This window comes from Microbacterium aurugineum (assembly GCF_023101205.1).
Taxonomy (GTDB): Bacteria; Actinomycetota; Actinomycetes; order Actinomycetales; family Microbacteriaceae; genus Microbacterium; species Microbacterium aurugineum.
Genome location: NZ_CP078078.1, coordinates 1385237 through 1407325 on the forward strand (window position 1 = coordinate 1385237; position 22089 = coordinate 1407325).

At 67.0% G+C, this 22089-nt stretch carries 23 protein-coding genes; 19 read left to right on the forward strand and 4 right to left on the reverse strand.

Annotated elements, in window-relative coordinates; all coding sequences use genetic code 11:
* Positions 1-107: 107 nt before the first annotated feature.
* Entirely contained in the window at positions 108-2708 is a 2601-nt protein-coding gene (locus tag KV397_RS06725) for an Rne/Rng family ribonuclease (protein WP_261812482.1), read from the forward strand.
* Here KV397_RS06725 and KV397_RS06730 read toward each other — a convergent pair.
* Positions 2673-2939: a DUF4031 domain-containing protein gene (locus KV397_RS06730; RefSeq protein WP_232761685.1), complete on the reverse strand. Its 267-nt coding sequence runs from the start codon at positions 2937-2939 to the stop codon at positions 2673-2675. The genes KV397_RS06725 and KV397_RS06730 overlap by 36 nt on opposite strands.
* Before the next feature lie 249 nt (positions 2940-3188).
* Here KV397_RS06730 and rplU point away from each other — a divergent pair, with 249 nt between their 5' ends.
* The 10 genes from rplU (at position 3189) to KV397_RS06780 (ending at position 10591) form a co-directional block, all read left to right on the forward strand.
* Positions 3189-3497: a 50S ribosomal protein L21 gene (gene rplU / locus KV397_RS06735; protein ID WP_028501602.1), complete on the forward strand. Its 309-nt coding sequence runs from the start codon at positions 3189-3191 to the stop codon at positions 3495-3497.
* A gap of 18 nt (positions 3498-3515) precedes the next feature.
* The gene (rpmA, locus tag KV397_RS06740; RefSeq protein WP_017202370.1) at positions 3516-3773 is read left to right on the forward strand and encodes a 50S ribosomal protein L27; all 258 of its coding nucleotides are present in this window, start codon (positions 3516-3518) and stop codon (positions 3771-3773) included.
* A gap of 101 nt (positions 3774-3874) precedes the next feature.
* Positions 3875-5374 carry a GTPase ObgE gene (obgE, locus tag KV397_RS06745; protein WP_153244334.1) on the forward strand — a complete coding sequence of 500 codons (1500 nt, stop codon included), beginning with the start codon at positions 3875-3877 and terminating at the stop codon, positions 5372-5374.
* Positions 5371-6156 carry a glutamate 5-kinase gene (proB, locus tag KV397_RS06750; protein ID WP_047519871.1) on the forward strand — a complete coding sequence of 262 codons (786 nt, stop codon included), beginning with the start codon at positions 5371-5373 and terminating at the stop codon, positions 6154-6156. The genes obgE and proB overlap by 4 nt, the downstream gene beginning before the upstream one ends.
* Before the next feature lie 9 nt (positions 6157-6165).
* Complete coding sequence (locus KV397_RS06755) at positions 6166-7419, forward strand: glutamate-5-semialdehyde dehydrogenase (RefSeq protein ID WP_131491226.1); 1254 nt, start codon at positions 6166-6168, stop codon at positions 7417-7419.
* Between the two features lie 65 nt (positions 7420-7484).
* Positions 7485-7709 (forward strand): hypothetical protein, encoded by a 225-nt coding sequence (locus KV397_RS06760; RefSeq protein ID WP_047519875.1) that lies wholly within the window; start codon positions 7485-7487, stop codon positions 7707-7709.
* A gap of 6 nt (positions 7710-7715) precedes the next feature.
* Positions 7716-8321 (forward strand): nicotinate-nucleotide adenylyltransferase, encoded by a 606-nt coding sequence (gene nadD, locus KV397_RS06765; protein ID WP_047519877.1) that lies wholly within the window; start codon positions 7716-7718, stop codon positions 8319-8321.
* Positions 8318-9520 carry a hypothetical protein gene (locus KV397_RS06770; protein ID WP_261812483.1) on the forward strand — a complete coding sequence of 401 codons (1203 nt, stop codon included), beginning with the start codon at positions 8318-8320 and terminating at the stop codon, positions 9518-9520. Before nadD ends, KV397_RS06770 begins: the two co-directional genes overlap by 4 nt.
* A complete protein-coding gene (gene rsfS, locus KV397_RS06775) occupies positions 9520-9900 on the forward strand; it encodes a ribosome silencing factor (protein WP_261812484.1) in 381 nt (126 codons plus the stop codon). The genes KV397_RS06770 and rsfS overlap by 1 nt, the downstream gene beginning before the upstream one ends.
* 1 nt (position 9901) lies before the next feature.
* Entirely contained in the window at positions 9902-10591 is a 690-nt protein-coding gene (locus tag KV397_RS06780) for an SDR family oxidoreductase (protein WP_261812485.1), read from the forward strand.
* Between the two features lie 18 nt (positions 10592-10609).
* Here the strand turns inward: KV397_RS06780 and KV397_RS06785 are convergent, their stop codons facing one another.
* Complete coding sequence (locus KV397_RS06785; RefSeq protein ID WP_261812486.1) at positions 10610-12277, reverse strand: dipeptide ABC transporter ATP-binding protein; 1668 nt, start codon at positions 12275-12277, stop codon at positions 10610-10612.
* A 157-nt stretch (positions 12278-12434) separates the two neighbouring features.
* On the opposite strand from KV397_RS06785, the gene KV397_RS06790 reads away from it, so the two are divergent.
* The 8 genes from KV397_RS06790 (at position 12435) to KV397_RS06825 (ending at position 20679) form a co-directional block, all read left to right on the forward strand.
* A complete protein-coding gene (locus KV397_RS06790; protein ID WP_131491222.1) occupies positions 12435-13640 on the forward strand; it encodes a dipeptidase in 1206 nt (401 codons plus the stop codon).
* Positions 13640-15259 (forward strand): ABC transporter substrate-binding protein, encoded by a 1620-nt coding sequence (locus KV397_RS06795; protein WP_261812487.1) that lies wholly within the window; start codon positions 13640-13642, stop codon positions 15257-15259. The genes KV397_RS06790 and KV397_RS06795 overlap by 1 nt, the downstream gene beginning before the upstream one ends.
* 32 nt (positions 15260-15291) lie before the next feature.
* Entirely contained in the window at positions 15292-16254 is a 963-nt protein-coding gene (locus KV397_RS06800) for an ABC transporter permease (RefSeq protein WP_261812488.1), read from the forward strand.
* The gene (locus KV397_RS06805; RefSeq protein WP_261812489.1) at positions 16251-17150 is read left to right on the forward strand and encodes an ABC transporter permease; all 900 of its coding nucleotides are present in this window, start codon (positions 16251-16253) and stop codon (positions 17148-17150) included. The genes KV397_RS06800 and KV397_RS06805 overlap by 4 nt, the downstream gene beginning before the upstream one ends.
* Positions 17151-17159: 9 nt before the next feature.
* Positions 17160-18338, forward strand: a complete 1179-nt coding sequence (locus KV397_RS06810; protein WP_261812490.1) for a M24 family metallopeptidase — start codon at positions 17160-17162, stop codon at positions 18336-18338.
* Positions 18339-18370: 32 nt separating this feature from the next.
* Positions 18371-19270 carry an alpha/beta fold hydrolase gene (locus KV397_RS06815; RefSeq protein WP_232761693.1) on the forward strand — a complete coding sequence of 300 codons (900 nt, stop codon included), beginning with the start codon at positions 18371-18373 and terminating at the stop codon, positions 19268-19270.
* Between the two features lie 23 nt (positions 19271-19293).
* Positions 19294-20301, forward strand: coding sequence for an Lrp/AsnC family transcriptional regulator (locus KV397_RS06820; protein ID WP_227991675.1), 1008 nt, complete (start codon positions 19294-19296; stop codon positions 20299-20301).
* A 93-nt stretch (positions 20302-20394) separates the two neighbouring features.
* The gene (locus tag KV397_RS06825; RefSeq protein WP_131491217.1) at positions 20395-20679 is read left to right on the forward strand and encodes a hypothetical protein; all 285 of its coding nucleotides are present in this window, start codon (positions 20395-20397) and stop codon (positions 20677-20679) included.
* Between the two features lie 24 nt (positions 20680-20703).
* Here the strand turns inward: KV397_RS06825 and KV397_RS06830 are convergent, their stop codons facing one another.
* Positions 20704-21339, reverse strand: a complete 636-nt coding sequence (locus KV397_RS06830; protein ID WP_261812491.1) for a CueP family metal-binding protein — start codon at positions 21337-21339, stop codon at positions 20704-20706.
* A gap of 68 nt (positions 21340-21407) precedes the next feature.
* A complete protein-coding gene (locus KV397_RS06835) occupies positions 21408-21998 on the reverse strand; it encodes a DUF305 domain-containing protein (RefSeq protein ID WP_261812492.1) in 591 nt (196 codons plus the stop codon).
* Positions 21999-22089 lie beyond the last annotated feature (91 nt).

Here is a 22089-nt window from a genome sequence, read left to right on the forward strand (position 1 = left end):
GATCAGAGCCATGAGCCGGTCGCACACCGAGTGAGTTCGCGGAACCCGCGGGTACCGCATGAGATTTCATGGAGCACCCAGTGCTCCGTGCAGGGAGTAAGCCAGAGATGGCCGATGAGAACAATGACAACAACGTACCTGCCCTCGATCTCCCGGCTGACGCCGCGGATGCGCTGACGGAGCCCGCTGCTCCGGAGGCCGACGAGCTCACCGGGTCTTCGAGCGACGACGCCGCGGCAACGGAGGCCGCCGCAGACGCAGCCGATGCCGCTGCGGACGCTGCCGCGGACGATGTCGCCGCAGGGTACGCCGCCGCCGAGGACGCCGCAGCCGCCGCCGATGACGCGGCGGATGCGGTCGCACGCGATGCCGCCGATCACGACGAGGCACGTGAGGGCACTGACTCCGAGAGTACTGACTCCGAGAGCTCCTCCGACGCTGGCGAGAGTGCCGTGGCCGAGGCCGCTGCCGATGAGCAGGTTGCGATGACGGAGCCGGCGGAGGAGAAGCCCTCGACGGACGAACCCCCTGTCGAGGAAGCGCCCGCTGCTGCCGCCGAGACAGCTGCCCCCGAGGCTGCTGCTCCCGAGGCGCCGGCTCCGGTGACCGCTGTGTCGCTGGGCCTGCTGCCCGAGGTCTTCGTCTCGCAGGTCTCCACCCAGCTGCACTTCTACGCTCCGGAGATCGTGCCGCTGCCGGCGCGTCCCGGTCGCGAGCGCGTCTTCGACCGCATCGCCGACCGCGATCAGCCGCAAGACGAGTCCGCGCCGCGCGGTCGCGGACGTCGCCGTCGTGGCGGCTCGGACGGGGATGACCAGCGCGACGAGCCGCGCCAGCGTCAGCGTGTCGTCGAGTACATAACGGAGCCGAAGGCCATCAAGGGTTCGACCCGTCTCGAGGCGAAGAAGCAGCGCCGCCGCGATGGGCGCGACGCCGGCCGTCGTCGTCCGGTCGTGACCGAGGCCGAATTCCTCGCGCGCCGCGAGTCCGTCGACCGCAAGATGGTCGTGCGCTCCAAGAACGGTCGCACGCAGATCGGTGTACTGGAAGACGGCGTCCTCGTCGAGCACTACGTCGCCCGCAACCAGGATGCGTCGCTGATCGGCAATGTGTACCTGGGTCGTGTCCAGAACGTGCTGCCGAGCATGGAGGCCGCGTTCGTCGACATCGGTCGCGGTCGCAACGCCGTGCTCTACTCGGGTGAGGTCGACTGGGACGGCGTCGAGACGGGCAATCAGCCGCGGCGCATCGAGCTCGCACTGAAGCCGGGTGACCGTGTGCTCGTGCAGGTCACGAAGGATCCGGTCGGACACAAGGGCGCGCGCCTGACGAGCCAGATCTCCCTCCCCGGCCGCTACCTCGTGTACGTCCCCGGCGGGTCGATGAACGGCATCAGCCGAAAGCTCCCCGACAACGAGAGGGCGCGCCTCAAGCGCATCCTCAAGGAGGTCCTCCCCGAGTCCTCCGGCGTGATCGTCCGCACCGCGGCCGAAGGAGCGACCGAAGACCAGCTCACGCGCGACGTGCAGCGTCTCACCTCGCAGTGGGAGCACATCCAGAAGCAGGTCGAGAGCCAGCAGGCGCCTGCGCTCCTGCACGCCGAGCCGGACCTGCTCGTCAAGATCGTGCGTGACGTCTTCAACGAGGACTTCACGAAGATGCTGATCCAGGGGGAGGACGCGCAGCAGACGATCCGCGCCTACCTGGAGAGCGTCGCCCCCGATCTGCTCGAGCGGGTCGAGGCGTACGAAGACGAGACGGACCCGTTCGATGCCTTCCGCATCACGGAGCAGATCGAGAAGGCCCTCGACCGCAAGGTCTGGCTGCCCTCGGGTGGGTCGCTCGTGATCGACCGGACCGAGGCCATGACGGTCGTCGACGTCAACACCGGCAAGTTCGTCGGCTCGGGGGGAAATCTCGAGGAGACGGTCACCAAGAACAACCTCGAGGCGGCCGAGGAGATCGTCCGCCAGCTGCGGCTGCGCGACATCGGCGGCATCATCGTGGTCGACTTCATCGACATGGTGCTGGAATCCAACCGTGACCTCGTGCTCCGTCGTCTGATCGAGTGCCTGAGCCGTGACCGGACGAAGCACCAGGTCGCCGAGGTGACCTCGCTCGGTCTGGTGCAGATGACCCGTAAGAAGCTCGGTCTGGGCCTGCTCGAGACCTTCAGCGAGGCGTGCGAGGTCTGCGCGGGCCGCGGCGTCATCGTGCATCATGATCCGGTCGTGAAGCACCGCTCGGGCAACAGCAACGGCGGCAGCAACGGAAACGGTCAGGGCGGTCGTCGCCAGCGCGGCGGCAACGGCGGGAACGGTCAGAGCCAGAGTGCTCCGGCGGCCCCGCACGTCACCCACAGCATCACCGAGGGCGCGAAGTCCGCGCTGGCTCAGATCGCGGCGTCGACCATCGCTCCCGCCGCGGATGGGACGGCGGAGACGCCGGCGCCGGTCGCAGCGGACGAGGCACCCGTGGCGGCGGAGCGCCCCAAGAAGGCACGCAAGAAGCGCGGCGGGGATCGCAAGGGGCCCAAGAGTCCTGCGGAAGAGCTTCTCGATTCGGTGCTCGATGCGCTTCCCGAGCCGAAGGCTCCGGGGCAGGGTCGAGGACGCCGTCGGGTGAGCACGGCGGCGCTGACCGGCACCCCGGTGTCGGTGAACTCCGAGCCGTCAGCGCCGGTCGCGGGCGCGGACTCGGAGTCCTGACGCGATCAGCCGGCGCACCAGCTCCTTGCCCTGCACCTGCTGGGCGCCGGCGGCGACGAGTCGGGGGATCATCTCCTGCGGCACGTCGTAGTGATCGAGGTCGAAGGCGCGCGCGGGGACGTCGTGCGCCCTCGCGAAGTCGTGCAGCTCATCGAGGCTCTCATCGCTCACCAGATGCGCCCACAGGCGTCCGTGAGCGGGCCAGAGGGGGGAGTCGACGAGCACGGTCACCTGGTCAGCCTACGACCGTGCCGTCGGGTCGGGACGCGGAACGCGAGCAAGAACCGCCGGAGTCGGCGTGGCTTTGCGACACCGGTCCGCATCCGGTAAAGTAGTCCCTTGGTGCGTATGCCGCGTCTTCCTCGTCGGTTGAGGCGGAGAGCCTTGCGTTCGCGCCCGTCGTCCTGCGACGCATGCAAGCAACAGTCTTCCCGTGACATTCTCGGAGCTGAAGTGCTCCCCAACGAAACAAGGTATGAAGTGGTTTACGCAGTAGTGCGCGCCGGTGGGCGGCAGGAGAAGGTCGAGGTCGGCACGATCGTTCAGCTCGACCGTGTCAAGGCTGCCCAGGGCGAGAAGATCGAGCTGGCCGCTGTGCTGCTCGTCGACGGCGCCACGGTGACCACCGACGCTGACTCGCTGGCGAAGGTCAAGGTCACGGCTGAGGTCATCGGCAACCTCCGCGGCCCGAAGATCATCATCCAGAAGTACAAGAACAAGACCGGCTACAAGAAGCGTCAGGGCCACCGCCAGGAGCTCACGCGCGTCAAGATCACCGGCATCAAGTAAGCCCGAGGGGACTAGGACATGGCACATAAAAAGGGCGCAAGCTCAACCCGTAACGGTCGTGACTCCAACGCTCAGCGCCTCGGCGTGAAGCGCTTCGGCGGTCAGCAGGTTCTCGCCGGCGAGATCATCGTCCGTCAGCGCGGCACGCACTTCCACCCCGGCGTCAACGTCGGCCGTGGTGGCGACGACACGCTGTTCGCTCTGGCCGCAGGCGCGGTCGAGTTCGGCGCGAAGGGCGGCCGCAAGGTCGTCAACATCGTCGCTGCAGCTGAGTGATCTCAGCGCGACACTAGTCATCCGGTTCGGGGCGGGCTTCGGCTCGCCCCGTCCGTGTATCTGCACACCGAAACAACACAGGAACTCAGGGGAACCAGGACATGGTCACGTTCGTCGATACCGTCACACTGCACCTTCGTGCGGGTAAGGGCGGCAACGGCTGCGTCTCCGTGCACCGCGAGAAGTTCAAGCCGCTGGGCGGCCCGGATGGCGGCAACGGCGGTGACGGCGGCGACGTCGTCCTCGTGGCCGACCCGCAGACCGGCACGCTGCTCTCCTACCACCACTCGCCGCACCGCTCCTCCGGCAACGGCGGCCCCGGTATGGGCGATCACCGATCCGGATTCCTGGGCGAGACGCTCGAGCTCCCCGTCCCGGTCGGCACCGTGGTGAAGAACACCGCAGGTGACGTCCTGATCGACATGATCATCCCCGGCGAGCGTTTCGTGGTCGCCAAGGGGGGAATGGGCGGACTCGGCAACGCTGCGCTGGCCACCCCGAAGCGCAAGGCTCCCGGCTTCGCCCTGCTCGGGACTCCCGGCTACGAGGGCGACGTCGTCCTCGAGCTGAAGACGGTCGCCGACATCGCTCTCGTCGGGTACCCGTCCGCGGGCAAGTCGAGCCTGATCGGTGCCATCTCCGCGGCCCGCCCGAAGATCGCCGAGTACCCGTTCACGACGCTCCACCCGAACCTCGGAGTCGTCCAGGTCGGCGACTTCCGCTACACGGTCGCCGACGTGCCCGGTCTCATCGAGGGCGCGAGCGAGGGGCGCGGACTCGGTCTCGAGTTCCTCCGTCACGTCGAGCGGTGCTCCGCACTGCTGCACGTGCTCGACTGCGCCACGCTGGAGCCTGGACGCGACCCGATCTCGGATCTCGACGTCATCCTCGCCGAGCTCGGCGCCTACGAGGTTCCCGAAGGGCAGACCCCTCTGCTCGAGCGTCCGCAGTTCGTCGCGCTGAACAAGGTCGACGTCCCCGAAGCCCGCGATCTCGCTGAGCTGGTGCGTCCCGACCTCGAGGCCCGCGGGTTCCGGGTGTTCGAGATCTCCACGGTCTCGCACGAGGGACTGCGTCCGCTCACCTTCGCACTGGGTGAGCTCGTCGAGAAGCACCGCGCGGAAGCGGCGATCGAGACGCCGCCGGAGCGCGTGGTCATCCGCCCGCGCGGATCCAAGAAGGACTTCTCCATCCGTGTCGAGGGTGGCACGTACGGCAACGTGTACCGCATCCTGGGGGAGAAGCCGGTGCGGTGGGTGCAGCAGACCGACTTCCAGAACGAGGAGGCCGTGGGATACCTCGCCGACCGTCTGGAGAAGCTCGGTGTCGAGGATGAGCTCTTCCGCCTCGGCGCGGTCCAGGGCTCGACCGTGGTGATCGGCGAGGGCGACAGCATCGTCTTCGACTGGGAGCCCACCATGTCCTCTGCCGCGGAGCTGATGAGTGCTCCCCGTGGAACAGACCCTCGCCTCGCCCCCAACGCTCGTCGGACGACGTCGGAGCGCCGCGAGCAGTACTACGAGCGCATGGACGCCAAGGCGGAAGCGCGTGCCGAGGTGGAAGCGCAGCGTCTCGCCGCATACCGCGAGGACGGCGAGTGACCGCACGAACCCGCGCGGATCTCGCGACCGCGTCCCGCATCGTCGTCAAAGTCGGCTCATCGTCGATCAGCGGTGACTCGTCGTGGCGGATCCCCGTCATCGTCGAGGCCTTGGCCGCTGCCCATGCGCGTGGTGCTGAGGTCGTGCTGGTGTCGTCCGGGGCGATCGCGTCCGGGATCCCGTTCCTCCGGCTGGATGCGCGTCCGACCGACCTCGCGACGCAGCAGGCTGCGGCGGCCGTGGGGCAGAACATCCTCCTGTATCGGTATCAGGAATCGCTGCGCCCGTTCGACATCGTCGCGGGACAAGTGCTCCTGACGACCGGTGACCTCGAGAACCCCACCTCGCGCTCCAATGCGCGACGTGCGATGGAGCGTCTGCTCGGACTGCGCACCCTTCCGATCGTGAACGAGAACGACACCGTCGCCACACAGGAGATCCGGTTCGGAGACAACGACCGCCTCGGCGCCCTGGTCGCCCAGTTGATCGAGGCGGACGCGCTCATCCTGCTCAGCGACATCGAGTCGCTGTACACGAAGCCTCCGACGGACCCCGACGCCGAGCCGATCGACATCGTCGCGCCTGACGCCGACCTCACCGGACTGGAATTCGGATCGACCGTGGTCAACAGCGTCGGCACCGGCGGCGCCGCCACCAAGGTCTCGGCAGCGCGCCTCGCCGCGGCCTCGGGTATCGGCGTCCTCGTCACCAGCGCCGACCTGGTGGATCAGGCACTCTCCGGTGCGGAAATAGGAACCTGGTTCGAACCCGCCACCTCCTAAACTGGGCGGATGACCGATCAGACCCCGCAGGTGCGCCTGGAGCGCGCCAAAGAGGCCTCCCGAGCCACCGCAGCCCTCACGAGCGACGACAAGGCCCGGGTGCTCGAAGCGATCGCCGTCGCGCTCCAGGAAGCTGCGCCGCGCATCATCGAAGCGAACGGTCGCGATATCGAACGTGGCCGTGCGGACGGTATCGGGGAGTCGTTGATCGATCGTCTGCGCCTCGACGAGAAGCGCGTCGCCGCGCTGGCCGCGGCCGTGCGCGAGGTCGCCTCGCTGCCCGACCCGGTCGGCCGTGTGGTGGGCGGACACCGGATGCCCAACGGGGTGGCACTCGAACAGGTGCGGGTGCCGTTCGGGGTGGTCGGCGCGATCTACGAGGCGCGTCCCAACGTGACCGTCGACATCGCCGCGCTCGCACTCCGCTCCGGAAACGCCGTGGTGCTGCGAGGTGGCAGTGCCGCGCGCGAGTCCAACACGGTGCTCGTCGAGGTCATGCGCGGAGCGATCGAGCGGGGAGGACTCACGGCGGAGGCGATCCAGACCGTCGACGACTTCGGGCGCGACGGAGCGAAGGCCCTCATGCACGGTCGTGGGTTCATCGACGTCCTGATCCCACGGGGGAGCGCCGGCCTGATTGAGGCGGTCGTGACGGAGTCCACCGTGCCGGTCATCGAGACGGGAGCGGGGAACGTGCACATCGTGCTCGACGAGACCGCCCCCGACGAGTGGGCGCGCGACATCGTCGTGAACGCCAAGGTGCAGCGGCCGAGCGTGTGCAACGCGGTGGAGACGGTGCTCGTGCATCGACAGGCGGCACCGCGGCTCGTGCCGCTGGTGGCCAGCGCCCTGCAGAGTGAGGGGGTCGCGATCCACGGTGACGACGTGGTGGCGGGTCTCATGTCGAACGTGATCCCCGCCACGGAGGAGGACTGGGCCACCGAGTACCTGAGCCTCGATATCGCGATGAAGGTGGTGGACTCGCTCGACGAGGCACTCGACCACATCCGTCGGTACAGCACGGGTCACACCGAGTCCATCATCACGACGGATTCACGCAATGCGGAGCGCTTCCTCGCGGAGGTGGACTCGGCTGTCGTGATGGTGAATGCCTCCACCCGTTTCACCGATGGCGGCGAGTTCGGCTTCGGCGCGGAAGTCGGCATCTCGACCCAGAAGCTGCATGCGCGGGGACCGATGGGCCTCGCCGAACTGACCAGCACGAAATGGCTTGCGCGTGGATCGGGGCAGACCCGCGGCTGAGCGCTAGACTGGGAGACGCTGTACCTCACAGGATCCCGAACAGCACGCCACGAAACGGAGTCAGGATGAACCTCGTCGCACAGATCGCGATGGCCGCTGCCGAAACCGAGCACCACGGCAACGTCGCGCTCGAAACGGTGATCTTCGGGGTCATCGCCGCGATCGTGTTCGCCTTCCTCGCGCTGGTGACCCTGTCTTACAAGAACGTCGCCAACCGGCACTCGGCGAAGGCGGAGGCCTGGGCGGCGAAGCACGGCAAGGACGGCCACGAGGCGGGACACGGCCACTAGGCCCCCATGAGCGACGCTGCGACCCCGCGCACCCCGCGCATCGGCGTGATGGGCGGTACGTTCGACCCCATCCATCACGGCCACCTGGTCGCAGCGAGCGAGGTTGCGAACTCCTTCGGCCTCGATGAGGTCGTCTTCGTCCCCACCGGGCACCCGTGGCAGAAGTCGGGCGTCTCGCCGAGCGAACACCGCTACCTGATGACCGTGATCGCCACCGCTTCGAACCCGCAGTTCACCGTGAGCAGGGTCGATGTCGACCGCGAGGGTCCGACCTACACGATCGACACGCTGCGTGACCTGAAGAAGGATCGGCCGGATGCGGAGCTCTTCTTCATCACCGGCGCGGATGCCGTGGCGCAAATTCTCAGTTGGAGGGACCATGATGAGTTGTGGGAGTTGGCCCACTTCGTCGCGGTCTCTCGGCCAGGACATGTCCTGAGCACAGACGGCCTCCCGAGCGACAACGTCAGCCAACTGGAAGTGCCGGCGCTGTCGATCTCGTCGACGGACTGCCGTGAACGCGTTCGCGACGATCAGCCGGTCTGGTATCTGGTCCCTGATGGGGTCGTACAGTACATCGCGAAGCATCATCTGTATCGGAGCAAGGCATGAGTACATCGGATCAGCAGGGGCAGGGTCCGCTGACGCGCAAGCAGTTGCGAGAGATCCGGTTGACGGGTTCCACCCCGGTGATCTCCTCGGAGGAAGCCGCTGCGGCGGCCGAAGCGGCACCGCCCGCGCCGCCGCTGCCGCCTGTCGTCGCACCCGCAGAGGTCGAAGAGTCCGCCGCGGCGGAACCGGACGCGGCACCGCGGTCGGCCTCCGACGCCGACGAAGGCGGCAGCGTCGAGTCGAAGCGCGGTGAAGCCCCGCTGACCCGGCGCCAAGCGCGTGAGCTCGAGAAGGTCCGGACCGCGTCGGTACCCGTCGTCGAGGCGGAGGTCACGGAAGAGGCCGAAGTCGAAGAGCCGTCTGAGACGGCGGCCGGCGCGGACGAGCCGGCGGAGATCGTCTCGGGGATCCCGACCTTCATCTCCGTGAACGAAGAGCCCGGCGACGCCGACGACGATGATGTGGACGACGAGGTCGCCGTGGCGCCGGTCAGTGCGTCCGTCGCGGCGGATGCCGTGGGCGAGGTCCCCCTCGAAGCCGAAACCGAAGCCGAAGCCACGGAAGAACCGGCCGAACAGCCCGTGACCGACGACGTCGAAGCCGTTCTCGGTCTCACGACCGACGGCGACGACCAGGCGGCCGATGAGGATGTCTTGGCCGATGTGGGTGCTGACGACGAACCCATCGAGGAGCGTCCCACGGTCAACTCCGCGTTCGGCGAGGGAATCCTTGCGGATGCCTCCGATGCATATGCGCCGTTCCGTCCGTCGTTCGACGAACTGCTCGCCGTCGGCGACTCCACCGGTTCGCAGCACTCCGCTCCGAACGCTCTGATCTTCACCCCGTCGCCGGGGGAGGGGTCGCTCTCGGGGCCCGTCGCGTCCACGGGCGAGATCCTGGTCACCGGGTCTTATGAGCTCCCGCAGGGCATGGGCTCGCAAGGACATGCACTCGGAACGACCGATGGCAAGGACATCGACGCGGTCCTCATCGACGGGGAGCTCCCGCCGGCGTCCTCGCCCACACCGATCGCCGCGAGTTCGGCGATCAGCACCATCAAGCCCGCGGGTGAGGTCATCCGACCTCCTGCCCCCGAGAAGGGGAACCGACTGATGGTGACCCTCGCCATCATCGCCGGCGGCCTCGCCCTCGCGATCGGCGTCGTTCTCGTCATCGCCTTCACCACGAAATTGATTTGATGCAATCACCTGAAACTGCCGAAGAGATGCTGCTCCTCGCAGCACAAGCCGCCGTCGACAAGGGCGGTGAGGACCTCGTCGCGCTCAACGTCTCCGAGCCCCTCCCGCTCGTCGACATCTTCCTTCTCGTCACCGGGAACAGTGAGCGGAACGTCGCCGCTATCGCCGATGAGATCGAAGACCGTCTGATCGAGTCGGGGCACAAGCGTGTCCGTCGCGAGGGTCGTGCGGAGGCCCGATGGGTCCTACTGGACTTCGGAGACCTGATCGTGCACGTCTTCCATCAGGAAGAGCGCGTGTACTACGGCCTCGAGCGTCTCTGGAAGGATTGCCCCGTCGTTCCGATCGACGTGGTCGAGCCCGCCGCAGACGCCAGCTGACATGCCCACGCACCTCATCACCGGTGCAGGGTCCGGCATCGGAGCGGTCCTCGCCCGTCGTCTTCGGGATCGCGGGGATGACGTGGTCGCCCTCGTGCGCGACGCCGGGCGTGCCCGGGAGGTCGCGGAGGCGCTACCGGGCGTTCGTGTGCTCGTCGGCGACCTCGCGCAACCGGGCCGTCTGTCGTGGGCGCTCTCGAAGCAGCAGCTCCCGGATCGCATCGATTCCCTGATCCATGTCGCGGGAGTCGTCGATCTCGGCGCGGTGGCCGACCTGCCGCCCGCGCGCTGGGAGCAGCAGCTCGCGGTGAACCTCGTCGCGCCCGCCGAGCTCACACGTCTCCTGCTTCCGGTCCTCCGTGTGTCGCAGGGACAGATCGTGTTCGTGAACTCCGGTGCGGGACTCCGCGCCCACGCTGGCTGGTCCGCCTATGCGGCGTCGAAGCATGGGCTCCGCGCTCTCGCTGATGCGCTGCGGGCCGAAGAGGCGCAGCACGGCGTTCGCGTCACGTCGATCTACCCGGGGCGCACGGCCACCCCGATGCAGGAGCGCGTGCATCAGCAGGAGGGGCAGGACTACGATGCCGAGCGTTTCATCACGCCGGAGTCCGTCGCCACGACGATCCTGACCGCACTCGACCTCCCGCGCGACGCGGAGATCACCGACCTCACGGTGCGACCGGGCCGCTGACCCGGCGCCGGGTTGGGCTCAGGCCGTCAGCCGTGTGCGACGGGCGAGCATGCCGCGATCGGCGCGCGTCTGCGGGGGGATCGCCGAAAGGAGCGACCGCGTGTACGGGTGCTCGGGACGACGGTAGACCTCTTCTGTGTCTCCGATCTCGACCAGGTTGCCCAGGTACATCACCGCGACGCGATCGGCGATATGACGCACGAGCGAGAGGTCGTGTGCGATGAAGACGATCGACATGCCCAGCCGTTCACGCAGGTCGCACAGCAGGTCGATGATCTGCGCGCGGATCGAGACATCCAGTGCAGACACCGGTTCGTCGCACACCAGGACGTCGGGGTCGAGGGCGAGCGCCCTCGCGATACCGATCCGCTGACGTTGACCGCCCGAGAACTGGTGGGGGAATCGCGAGCCCATCTCCGGAGTCAGGCCCACGAGTTCGAGCAGCTCTGCGACACGTGCACGTCGGGTCGCCGGTGTCCCGGTATGAGTGGCGGCGAGTGGTTCCGCGATGATCTGCTGCACGGTCATCCGCGGATTCAGCGACAGGTACGGGTCTTGGAACACCATCTGCACTCCGCGTCGCAGGATCTTCCGGTCGCGCAGTCGTCCCTTGGTCACGTCCTGATCGCGGTAGCGCAGGGTGCCCGCGTCCGGGGAATCCAGGCCCACGAGCATGCGCGCCAGTGTGGACTTGCCACTGCCTGATTCGCCGACGACCGCCAGGATCTCGCCCTGTCGGAGCTCGAGATCGACGCCGGCGACCGCGGCGACGCGATGCGCGCGGCGACCACTGCCCGAGCGGAACGTGCGCTCCAGGCCGCGTCCTTCGAGGATGGGGGCGCCACCGTCGTCTTCTGCGGCGGCGCTCACATCCCGCGGCATCGAGTTCAGCAACTGCACCGTGTACGGATGCTGCGGCTTCGTCAGCACCTCATCGGCGGACCCTGACTCCACGATGCGTCCCGTGCGCATGACCGCGACCTGATCGGCGACCTCCATCACCACACCGAGATCGTGCGTGATGAGCAGGATGCCCATCCCCAGCCGCTCGCGCAAGGAGAGCAGCAGGTCGAGGATCTGCGCCTGCACCGTCACATCGAGCGCGGTCGTCGGTTCATCCGCGATGATGAGATCAGGATCCAGTGCGATCGCCATGGCGATCAGGATGCGCTGGCGCTGACCGCCGGAGAACTGGTGCGGATAGTCGTGCACGCGCTTGTCGGGGGTGGGGATACCGACGAGGGTCAGCAGCTCGACCGCGCGTGCTTCGGCAGCGCGGCGGCCGATGCTGCGATGAGCGCGGATGAGGTCGATGATCTGCTCGCCGATGCTGAGGACCGGGTTCAAAGCGGAAAGGGCATCCTGCATGACCAGGCTGACGCGCACGCCACGCAGGCGTCGATGCTGCTCGGCGGAGAGGGAGAGGAGGTCGGTCCCGCTCAGCGACATGGTCGACGCCTCGACGTCTCCGTCGTCGAGGAGTCCCATGATCGCGCGTGCGGTCATCGACTTGCCCGAGCCCGACTCACCGAGCAGCGCGAACACCTCGCCGCGTCGCACGACGAGATCGATGTCGTCGACCACGCGGTGCCGGCGTCCCTCGCCGGTGAGGGTGACGGTGAGTCCCTTCACGTCCAGGACCACGGCGTTCTGGGGGGCGGATGTGTTCTCCATGGATGCCATCATGCCAGCATCCTGGCTCTGAAATGTTTCGAACAGGAAACATTTCAGCCGAAGATAATCACCAGGGTTGACTTCTGTGCCGAAATCTTCCAGATTCGAGGAATCTCCCGCTCGTCGACTGGGAGTGGCACCCGCATCATCGAACCGAAGGAGCGCATTCGTGCTCGAACAAGCTGGCCGGTATACCGGCTACACCGCGTACGACTATCTCGAAGCCGGCAAGGACTACCGCGAGTTCCGCTACGCCCCGCAGATCGGCCGCGTGCCGGCGTATGACCTCGGGCTGAGCGACGCCCAGCAGGAACGCACCGAGCGTCTGCTCCGCGAGGAGACCGTGATCTCCCTGCACGAGCATGTGCAGGTGTTCCCCGAGGACATGGGCGAGCTGCGCGACCACATCCGCCAGGGCCGCGAACCCACCGCCTACCAGGGCCTGGCCCGCTCGGGTCTCACGGCCGTGTTCGACAACGGCATGGACGGCACCTGCTGCATCTCCAGTGACGCCGGATGGAAGTACCAGGACGTGCTGTTCGACCTCGGTGTGCGCATGGCCGACCTCGCACACCAGGACTTCGTGATCAAGGCCGAGTCGATCAAGGACATCCGTCACGCCGCAGAGACCGGCCGTGTCGCACACATCTTCGCTCTCGAGGCCTCGACGATGATCGAGAACGAGGTCGACCGCCTCGACGTCCTCTACGGCTTCGGCGTGCGTCAGATGGGCATCGCCTATTCCGAGGCCAACATGCTCGGCGGTGGGCTCAAGGAGCGCGGCGACGGCGGACTGACGTACTTCGGCGAGCGCGCCGTCGAGCGGATGAACAAGCTCGGCATCGCGATCGACATCTCCCACTCCGGAGACCAGACGTGCCTCGACGTGATCGCCCACTCCACCAAGCCGGTGTTCATCACGCATGCCGGTGCGCGCGGGCTGTGGCCGACGAACCGCATGAAGACCGATGAGACGATCATCGAGTGCGCGAAGCGCGGCGGCGTGATCGGTATCGAGGCGGCCCCGCACACGACGATCTCGCCCCAGCACCCGCGGCACTCGCTGGAGTCGGTCATGGATCACTTCCAGTACTGCGTCGACCTGGTGGGCCTCGAGCACGTCAGCTTCGGTCCCGACACGCTGTTCGGCGATCACGTGGGCCTGCACGACGCGTTCTCGTCGAACCTGTCGCTCGGCCAGGCGCACGCCAACGTCGACTACGAGAAGCAGCCGTACGTCGACGGCATCGAGAACCCGGCCGAGGCCTTCTACAACATCATCGGCTGGCTCGTGAAGCACGACTACTCCGACGACGAGATTCGCGCCGTCGTCGGAGGGAACACCCTGCGCGTACTCGAGGAGGTCTGGGTCTGATGAAGTACAGCAAGTTCCTCGCCCTCGGTGCGGCCGCGGCTCTCGCCGTCGGTCTCGCCGCGTGCGCCCCGTCTGCGCCGGAACCGGGGGAGTCGTCCGGCTCCTCCGGCCCCAGCGACGAGACGATCAGCATCGGCACGACGACGGACGTCGTGAACTTCAATCCGGTCCTCGGAAACAGCCGCACGGACTCGTGGATCACGAACCTGATGTATCCGCATCTGCTGAGCATCAGTGACGACGGCACCAAGGAAGCGCATGTCGCCACCGACTGGGGCTACGTGGATGACACCACCGGCTTCTACGAGATCCGCGACGATCTGACCTGGAGCGACGGCGAGCCCCTGACCGCCGAGGACGTCGCGTGGACGCTCAACGCCGTCAAGCGCGACCAGGCACCCGGCACGTTCTACGGACAGCTGGGCAACCTCGACACGGCGACCGCCGTATCGGACACGAGGGTCGAGCTCTCGCTCACCCAGCCGGACTCGTCGATCATCGAGGAGATCGGGTTCTGGGGTGTCGTCGTTCCGCAGCACGTGTTCGAGCCGCAGGGGTCGATCGCGGAGTTCGCGAACGACGGCAGCGACGGCGGCTGGGTCGGCATGGGGCCCTTCATCATGAGCGACTTCCAGGTCGGCCAGCACTACACCCTGGAGCGCGTGGAGGACTATCCGCTCGTCGAGGGCGGAGTGCCCGGACCCGCAGAGGTCGTGTACCGCGTGTATCCCGACGTGAACACCGAGATCCTGGCGCTGCAGAGCGGCGAGATCGACGTGATCGCGAACGCGTTGCCGCCGGCGCAGGTCGAACAGCTCAGCAGCACCGACGGCCTGCAGGTCATCGAGGCGCCGGGACTCGGGTACGCCCACCTGGTCTACAACATGGACAAACCCGACCTCGCGAAGACCGAGGTGCGCCAGGCGCTCGCCCACGCGGTCGACTACGACGCGATCCGCACCGTGGTGCTCCAGGGGCAGGCCGTCTCGACGGGTTCGAGTGCGCTGATGCCGGTGCTCGCGAAGTACTACGACGACTCGGTGAAGGAGTACGAGTTCGATCCCGAGAAGTCACGCTCCCTCATGGAGAAGGCCGGCTACACGGCGGACGCGAGCGGCAAGTTCCCCCTCTCGTTCCGGCTGATCTACTCGCTGCAGGACAGTGTGACCAGCCAGTGGGCGCAGATGGTGAAGGACAGTGCGGCGGAGGCCGGCATCACGATCGAGCTGCAGGGCACGGAGCGCAACACCTACCTCTCGATGACCAATGAGGGGGACTACGACATCTATGCGGGCAACTTCGCCATCATGGACGACCCGGTGACGAACTTCGCGCTCTCGTACCTCCCCGGCGGAGCGATCAACTACACCCACGTGGACGACCCCGACCTCAACGCGCTGATCGAGGAGGGCATGGTCACCTTCGAGGAAGACGAGAAGATCTCGATCATGCGCGAGGCGAACAAGATCGTGCACGAGCAGGTCTACGACAACATCATGTACACGCAGAATCTGTTCTTCGCGGCCAGCGATGAATGGGCCGGCTTCATCTCGAAGCCGAGCGAACTGCTCTCGATCGTGAACCCGCTCTCGCTCGCGAGCGCGTACCCGGTCGAGTAACCACCACTGCACTCTCGAGGAAGGTCGCCCGGGTGTCCCGAGCATCGTTCATTCTCCGTCGCGCAGGTCGAGGTCTGCTCACGATCTGGTTCGCCGTGACCGTGACGTTCCTGCTCCTGCGTCTGCTTCCCGGCGATCCGGCGCTGGCGCTGGCGAGCCCGAACATGACGGACGACATCCGGGCGACCATCCTCGAGCAGTACGGGCTGGACCAGCCCCTGATCGTGCAGTACGGGCTCTACATGTGGCAGCTGTTGCAGGGCAACCTCGGAATCTCGTTCACGCAGTCGATCCCGGTGACCGACGTGCTCCTGCAACGGCTGCCGTGGACGCTGCTCCTGACCGTCACAGCCTTGGTGCTCACCATCGTCATCGGCGTGCCGCTCGGTGTCGCCGCCGCCTCCCACAAGGGAGGGCTCATCGACAGGGCCGTGCAGGTCGTCGGTGTCACGGGACAGTCGCTGTTCGTCCCCAGTGTCGCGATCCTCCTGTTGTTCGTGTTCGGGCTGAACCTCGGCTGGTTCCCGATCGGCGGTGCGTACACCAACAACACCTACGGGTTCGATTGGTACCTCAGCGTCGCGCAGCACCTCGTCCTCCCCGCGGTATCACTCATGCTCATCCAAGTCGGCTCCTACGTGCTCACCATGCGGTCGACGCTCATCGAGACGCTCGGGGAGGACTACATCCTCCTGGCCAAGGCGAACGGCATCCGCGGCAGCCGCATTCTCTGGAAGCACGCGCTGCGCAATGCGCTGCTTCCCACGACCACGCTGATCGGCCTGCAGCTCGGATTCCTGGTCGGGGGCGCGGTGCTCACCGAGACCGTCTTCGCCTACCCCGGTATCGGCCGTGGCATCTACGAGGCGGTCACCCAGCTCGACTTCCCTGTGCTGCAAGGGGCCTTCCTCATGCTCGCCATCACCGTCGTGGTCGCGAACACGATCACCGACATCATCTACGGCTACCTGGACCCGAGAGTGAAGACCTCATGACCGCTCCGATGCCCTCGTCCGAGACCCTCGCACCGAGTGAACCGACCGCCACGGGCAGCGAACGGGCGAGCGCGCACACCTGGCGCGCGTTCCGCCGTGACCCGCTCGGGATGATCTCACTCGGCCTTCTGATCCTGCTCGTCATCGTCGCGCTCGCTGCTCCGCTGATCGCGCCCTATCCGGCCAGCTACGGCCCCGACGTGCTGCGGCCGCCGAGCAGCGACCATTGGTTCGGCACCGACGCCCTCGGGCGCGACGTGTTCTCCGAAGTGATCTGGGGCACGCAGCAGAGTGTGCTCGTCGCGGTCGCCGCCTCACTGATCGCGATCGTCTTCGGCACGATCATCGCCGTGCTCGGCGCCTACTTCCGCAAGCTCGACAGTGTCATCAGCGTGATCGTCGACATGACGCTCTCGCTGCCGGTGCTGCCGCTCATGATCCTCATCGCCGCGCTCGTGGGGCCGAGCACGTCGACGATCATCTTCGTCGTCGCGGCGTTCTCGTGGCCGGAAGTGACCCGACTCGTGCGTTCACAGGCGCTGACCGTCGTCGGGCTGCCCTACGTCGATGCCTCGCGCCTGATGACCACCTCGCCGGTCTGGATCATCACGAAGCACATCCTCCCCGCCGTGACACCGGTGGTGGTGGTCTCGGTGGTCGTGACGGCGTCGCGGGCGGTGCTCTCGGCGGCGGGACTCGCCTTCCTGGGCCTCGGGGATCCGACCACCTGGTCCTGGGGGCGCATCCTCTACGAAGCGCAGCAGGCCGGTGCCATGGTGAGCGCCTGGTGGCTGACGCTCTTCCCCTCGATCGCGATCCTGATCCTGGTGCTCTCGGCCACGCTGCTCTCGATCGCCTACAACGACGCGCGCAACCCGCGCCACCTCGCCCGATAGGAGCCTGTGATGACCGAGTTCGACCAGCGACTCGCCCCCGAGTTCTTCGACCGTGTGCAGACACGCGTGCGCGAGCGCATGGCCGAGGAAGGCTTCGACGCGTTCCTCACCGACAGTCCGGAGGACATCGCGTACCTCACCGGCTTCTTCCACCACCCGTCCGAGCGCCCCGTGGCGGTCTGGCTCGAAGCGACGGGCAGGGTCGTCATGTTGCTGCCGGAGCTCGAGCGCGAGTACGCCCAGTCCCAGTCCTCCCGGGCGGAGCTGGTCTCGTTCTTCGAGTTCCCCGGAGTCGTCGCACCGTTCGAGGTGCTGGCCCGTGCGGTCACACCGCGGGGCAGGGTGGGATTCACCTCCACCATGCCGTATTCACGACTCGTGGCTGCACGGGAAGCGATGCCCGGTGCAGACCTCGTCGGGTCGGACCTGGTCACCCGCACCCGCTTCGTGAAGTTCCCCGAAGAAGTCGTGCTGCACCGCGAGGCCGCTCGCATCACCGATCGGATGCTCGACGCCGGTGTGGCGCTGGTGACGGAGGCCATCGGCGCCGGGGGAGACCTGCCGACCGAGGCCGAACTCGAACGTCACGTCACCGCGGCAGGCACGGGCATCATGTACGCCGAGCATCACAACGTGGTGGTGGCCTCGCTGCTCGCTGGTGGGCTCGTCTACTCGGGCGCGAACTCCGCGTTCCCGCACGGTCTTCCGTCGGTCAACCGCCTCAAAGCCGGCGACACCTTCATGCTGTCGCTGGGATGCGCAGTCGGTGGTCGCTTCATCGAAGGCGAGCGCACCTTCGTGCTGGGCGAGCCCACAGCGGAGCAACGCCGCTATCACGACACGGTCCATGCGGCCCAGCTGCGTGGACGCGAGACCATCCGCGCCGGGCTCGAATGCCGTGAGGCGAACCGGCTGTGCCTCGACGTGATCCGCGATGCGGGTCTGGGCGAGTTCATCCGCCACCGCCAGGGACACGGAATCGGCCTCGGCATGCACGAGGCTCCCTGGCTGGAGGATGGCGATCCCACACTGTTGGAAGCGGGCATGGTCGTCTCGAATGAGCCCGGCATCTACGTTCCGGGGCATGCCGGATACCGCATCAGCGACAGCATGCTCGTGACCGACACCGGTGCCGAGCCGTTGACCTCCTTCCCCCGCAGCCTCGACGACTGCACCATCGCGCTCTGACGCCCCGGAATTCGAGAGAGAGACAGAGAACCATGACGACCACCCCGCCGGTGTCCCCGGAGTTCGCCGCAGCCACCAGTGACCACGAATGGGTCGAGATCAACGGAAACCACCTGGCCGTCGAGGTACTCGGCCCTGAGGGTGCGCCGGTCATCATCACCCATCACGGCGCACCGGGGCTCGGGTCGCGCGCCGAACCGCGCGCCAGCTTCGGCCGCCTCGCCGACGAGTACCGCGTCGTGGTGTTCGATGCACGCGGCAGCGGGGTGAGCGAGGGCGAGGGGATCTACAGCCATGAACAGTGGGCTGCGGACATCGACGGGCTGCGGGAGTGGATCGGTGCCGAGAAGATCGTGATGGCGGGTGGCTCCTACGGTGGGTTCATGGCGATGGAATACGCCCTGCGGTATCCGGAGCGCGTGGCCGCGATCGTGCTGCGCGACACGTCGCCCGACAACTCCAACGCGCACCTCGCGCGCGAGAACGCCTTGGCCTCTGACCGCGTCACGATCGACATGGAGAAGTTCGACCGCATCGACGTCGGGCAGGTGTACGACGACGAGGACCTGAAGGACTGCTGGCGCGAGATCCTCCCGTTGTACGACTTCGTCTACGACCCGGAGGCCACCGAACGCAAAGTGCAGGCGACGCCGTATCGCTATCGCGCGCACAACTACGCCTTCTCGGTGAACCTCCCGAACTACGATCTCAAGCCGCGGCTGCCGGAGATCGGTGTGCCGACACTCATCACGGTGGGGCGGACGGACTGGATCACGCCAGTATCGTGTAGCCAGACGATCGCCGATCTCATCCCGGACTCCGAGATGGTGGTGTTCGAGAAATCGGGGCACTCCCCGCAGATCGAGGAGGCAGAGGCGTGGACGAAGACCGTGCGCTCGTTCCTGCACCGGGTGTACCCGCCGACCCGATGAGCAGCGTTCACCTGACGAGGGAAGTGAGCGATCTCGATCGACGGATCGTCGTCGCTCTGCAGCAGGACGGCCGGGCGAGCTGGACGTCGATCGCGGAGTTCGCGGGGGCCCCCGTCTCCACTGTGACCCGTCGCGGACAGCAACTGCTCGCCGAAGGGCTGGTCCGGGTGGGCATCGTGCCGACCCTGGGCAGCGAAGGGCACGTCGAGACCTTCTTCGTGCGGATCAATTGCACGCCCGGATCGCAGCTGACCGTCGCGCAGGCGCTGATCGGCTCGCCGTACGTGCGGTTCGTGACCCTGGTCACCGGAAAGTTCGACGTCTTCGCGGAGGTCGTCATCCCCGGCGACTCGGCGACCTATGCACACGTGCTCACGGATCTGCAGGCCATCCCGGGAGTCGAACGCTGGCGAAGCGACCTGGTCGTGCACACCTACAAGGTGAGCTTCGACTGGGGGCGACAGCTCTATGACGCCCATGCCGAAGCCGCGAGCGATCCGCAGTCGTACATGCCGGCGCCGAACACGTGCGATCCCACGCACTTCGACGATGCCGATCGAGCCATCGTGGAGGAGCTTCGCCACAACGGACGCGCGTCGTTCCAGTCGATCGGCGACACGCTCGACATGAACGAGAGCAGTGTGCGCCGTCGCTATGAGCGCATGCGCAACGCCGGGTGCCTGACCACGGTGACCATGGTGCCGGCGTCGGCGTTGGGCATGAGCGCGGAGACCCTGCTGATCCTGCGGGTCGAGCCGTCGCGGATCGCTTCCGTGGCGCAGACTCTGGCGCAGCACGTGTCCGTGCGATTCCTCGCGGCCGCGCTCGAGGAGAACTCGCTCTACTGCGAGATCATCCTGCCGAGCACCGAGACGCTGCACGACTTCCTCACCGGAACCATCGCGCACCTCAAGGGCGTCAGAGGCTGGAACGCGGCGATGGAGCTGGTCTTCATGAAGCGCGGTTTCATCGAGACACCGTGGTGGCGGGCTCAAGTCGCCTCGGCGGGGTCTGCCGAGCCCGGGTCATAGGCCGACGGCACCCTCGGCGCGCGGTGTCAAGGGGCTTCCGCGCCACGCTTGTGTGGCGCACTCTCTTCAGAGAGGAAGTCCTGGAGGGCCTACATGTCTGAACTGCCGGATCCGCGTTTCATGCTCAACCGCATCACGGCGTCGGAGTGGGTGATCAACGACCTTCGCTACTCGCCGAACGATCCGCGTCACGTGGTGGCGTGCGTGTACGAACTCGCCGAGACCGAAGTCGAGGTCACGTGGTTGCGCGATCTGCCGCTCGCGACACGCTACGGGACGGTGTTCGAGGTGCTCGAGGACGTCGAACGGTTGGGTGACTCGAATCGAGCGACACGGCCGATCTCCATCCCCCGTCAGCCGCCGCTGTTGGCGACCTAAAGACCCTGCCGGCGACGCTCCGGGTCAGAGCAACTGCAGGTCGGTGATGCAGGTGGGGTCATCCGGCGACGTGGTGGAGATCGGTACCGCTCCGGTGAAGCCCGCGCTCTCGACGCTCAGCGTCGCCTCGATGCCCCGAGGCACCCAGAGGCCCGTGAAGCCGTTGTCGTGAGTGCGCCGTGTCTCGTCGACGAGCACGGTTCCGTCAGCAGCGGTCAGGGTTATCCGCACCTCGGTGTCGGAGAGTTCGCCGATGCACGTCGTGAGGCTGTGGAAGTGGCACTCATGGGTCTGATCACGGAACGGCGCGACGGAGATATACACCGCGTCGCGGGGCAACGGCAGTCGGCCTTCACGGCCGTTCGCATCGCGAAGGACGAGTGCGTCCGGTTCGACGGACGCAAGGAGATCGGCCGGCCGGTCCGCGACGGGCATCGCATCCAGTCGCTCGACGACGTCGCCGACCTCGAGCCCGGTGAGGCCGTGCGCGGCGAGTATCTCCTGCGCCGCTGAGTCGACACCGGTGGGAGAAGGGGAAGCCGCGCATCCGGCAAGCGCGATCGCAGCGACGGCCAGCGCGGCGAATGCCGTGGATGGCTTCCATCTCCGTCGGCGCGAGGCGGAGAGAACAGGCGTGGTCGTGCGGAGAGGCTGATTCACGATGAAGTCCTTCGTACGAGGTGGGGCCGGTGTCAGCGGAGCACGCCGACACCGGCCCCTGAGCGGGATCAGAGAGCGGCCAGGAGGTCGTTCATCTCCTGGATCTCGTCGGTCTGGGCCTCGATGATCGCCTCGGCGAGTGCGATCGCCTCCGGGTCGTTTCCGTCCTCGACCTGCACCTGCGCCATCTCGATGGCGCCCTCATGGTGCACGATCATCTGTTCGAGGAAGAGGCGGGATGCTTCGAGGCCGTCGGCGGCGCGCAGCTGAGCGAGGTCGTCCTCGCTCATCATCCCGTCCCCGTGGTCCATCCCGCTCATGTCGCGATCGTCCGAGCGGATACCCCACTCGCCCAACCACCCTTGGAGTTGGTCGATCTCCGGCCCCTGAGCGGCCTTGATTCGCTCGGCGAGGTCGGTCACCGCGGGGTCTACGCCCTCTGCATCGAGCACGAGGTCGCTCATCTCGATCGCCTGCTCGTGGTGGACGACCATCATTGATGCGAACATGACGTCGGCATCGTTGACGCCGGTCGAGGGCGACGCGGATCCGTGATCCATGCCGGGCATGGAAACGTCGTCGGTGCCGGTTCCGCAACCGGACAGAAGCAGGGCAGCGGACACGGTGAGCGCGGCTGTTGCCGCAGCACGAATCTTCATGGGATATCTCCAATATGCATGGTCGTTGCGCGCGCGCCGGACGGCGCCGCGCGAGGTGAGAAGCCGGGAGCCGGCGGAGGAGTGCGGGCTC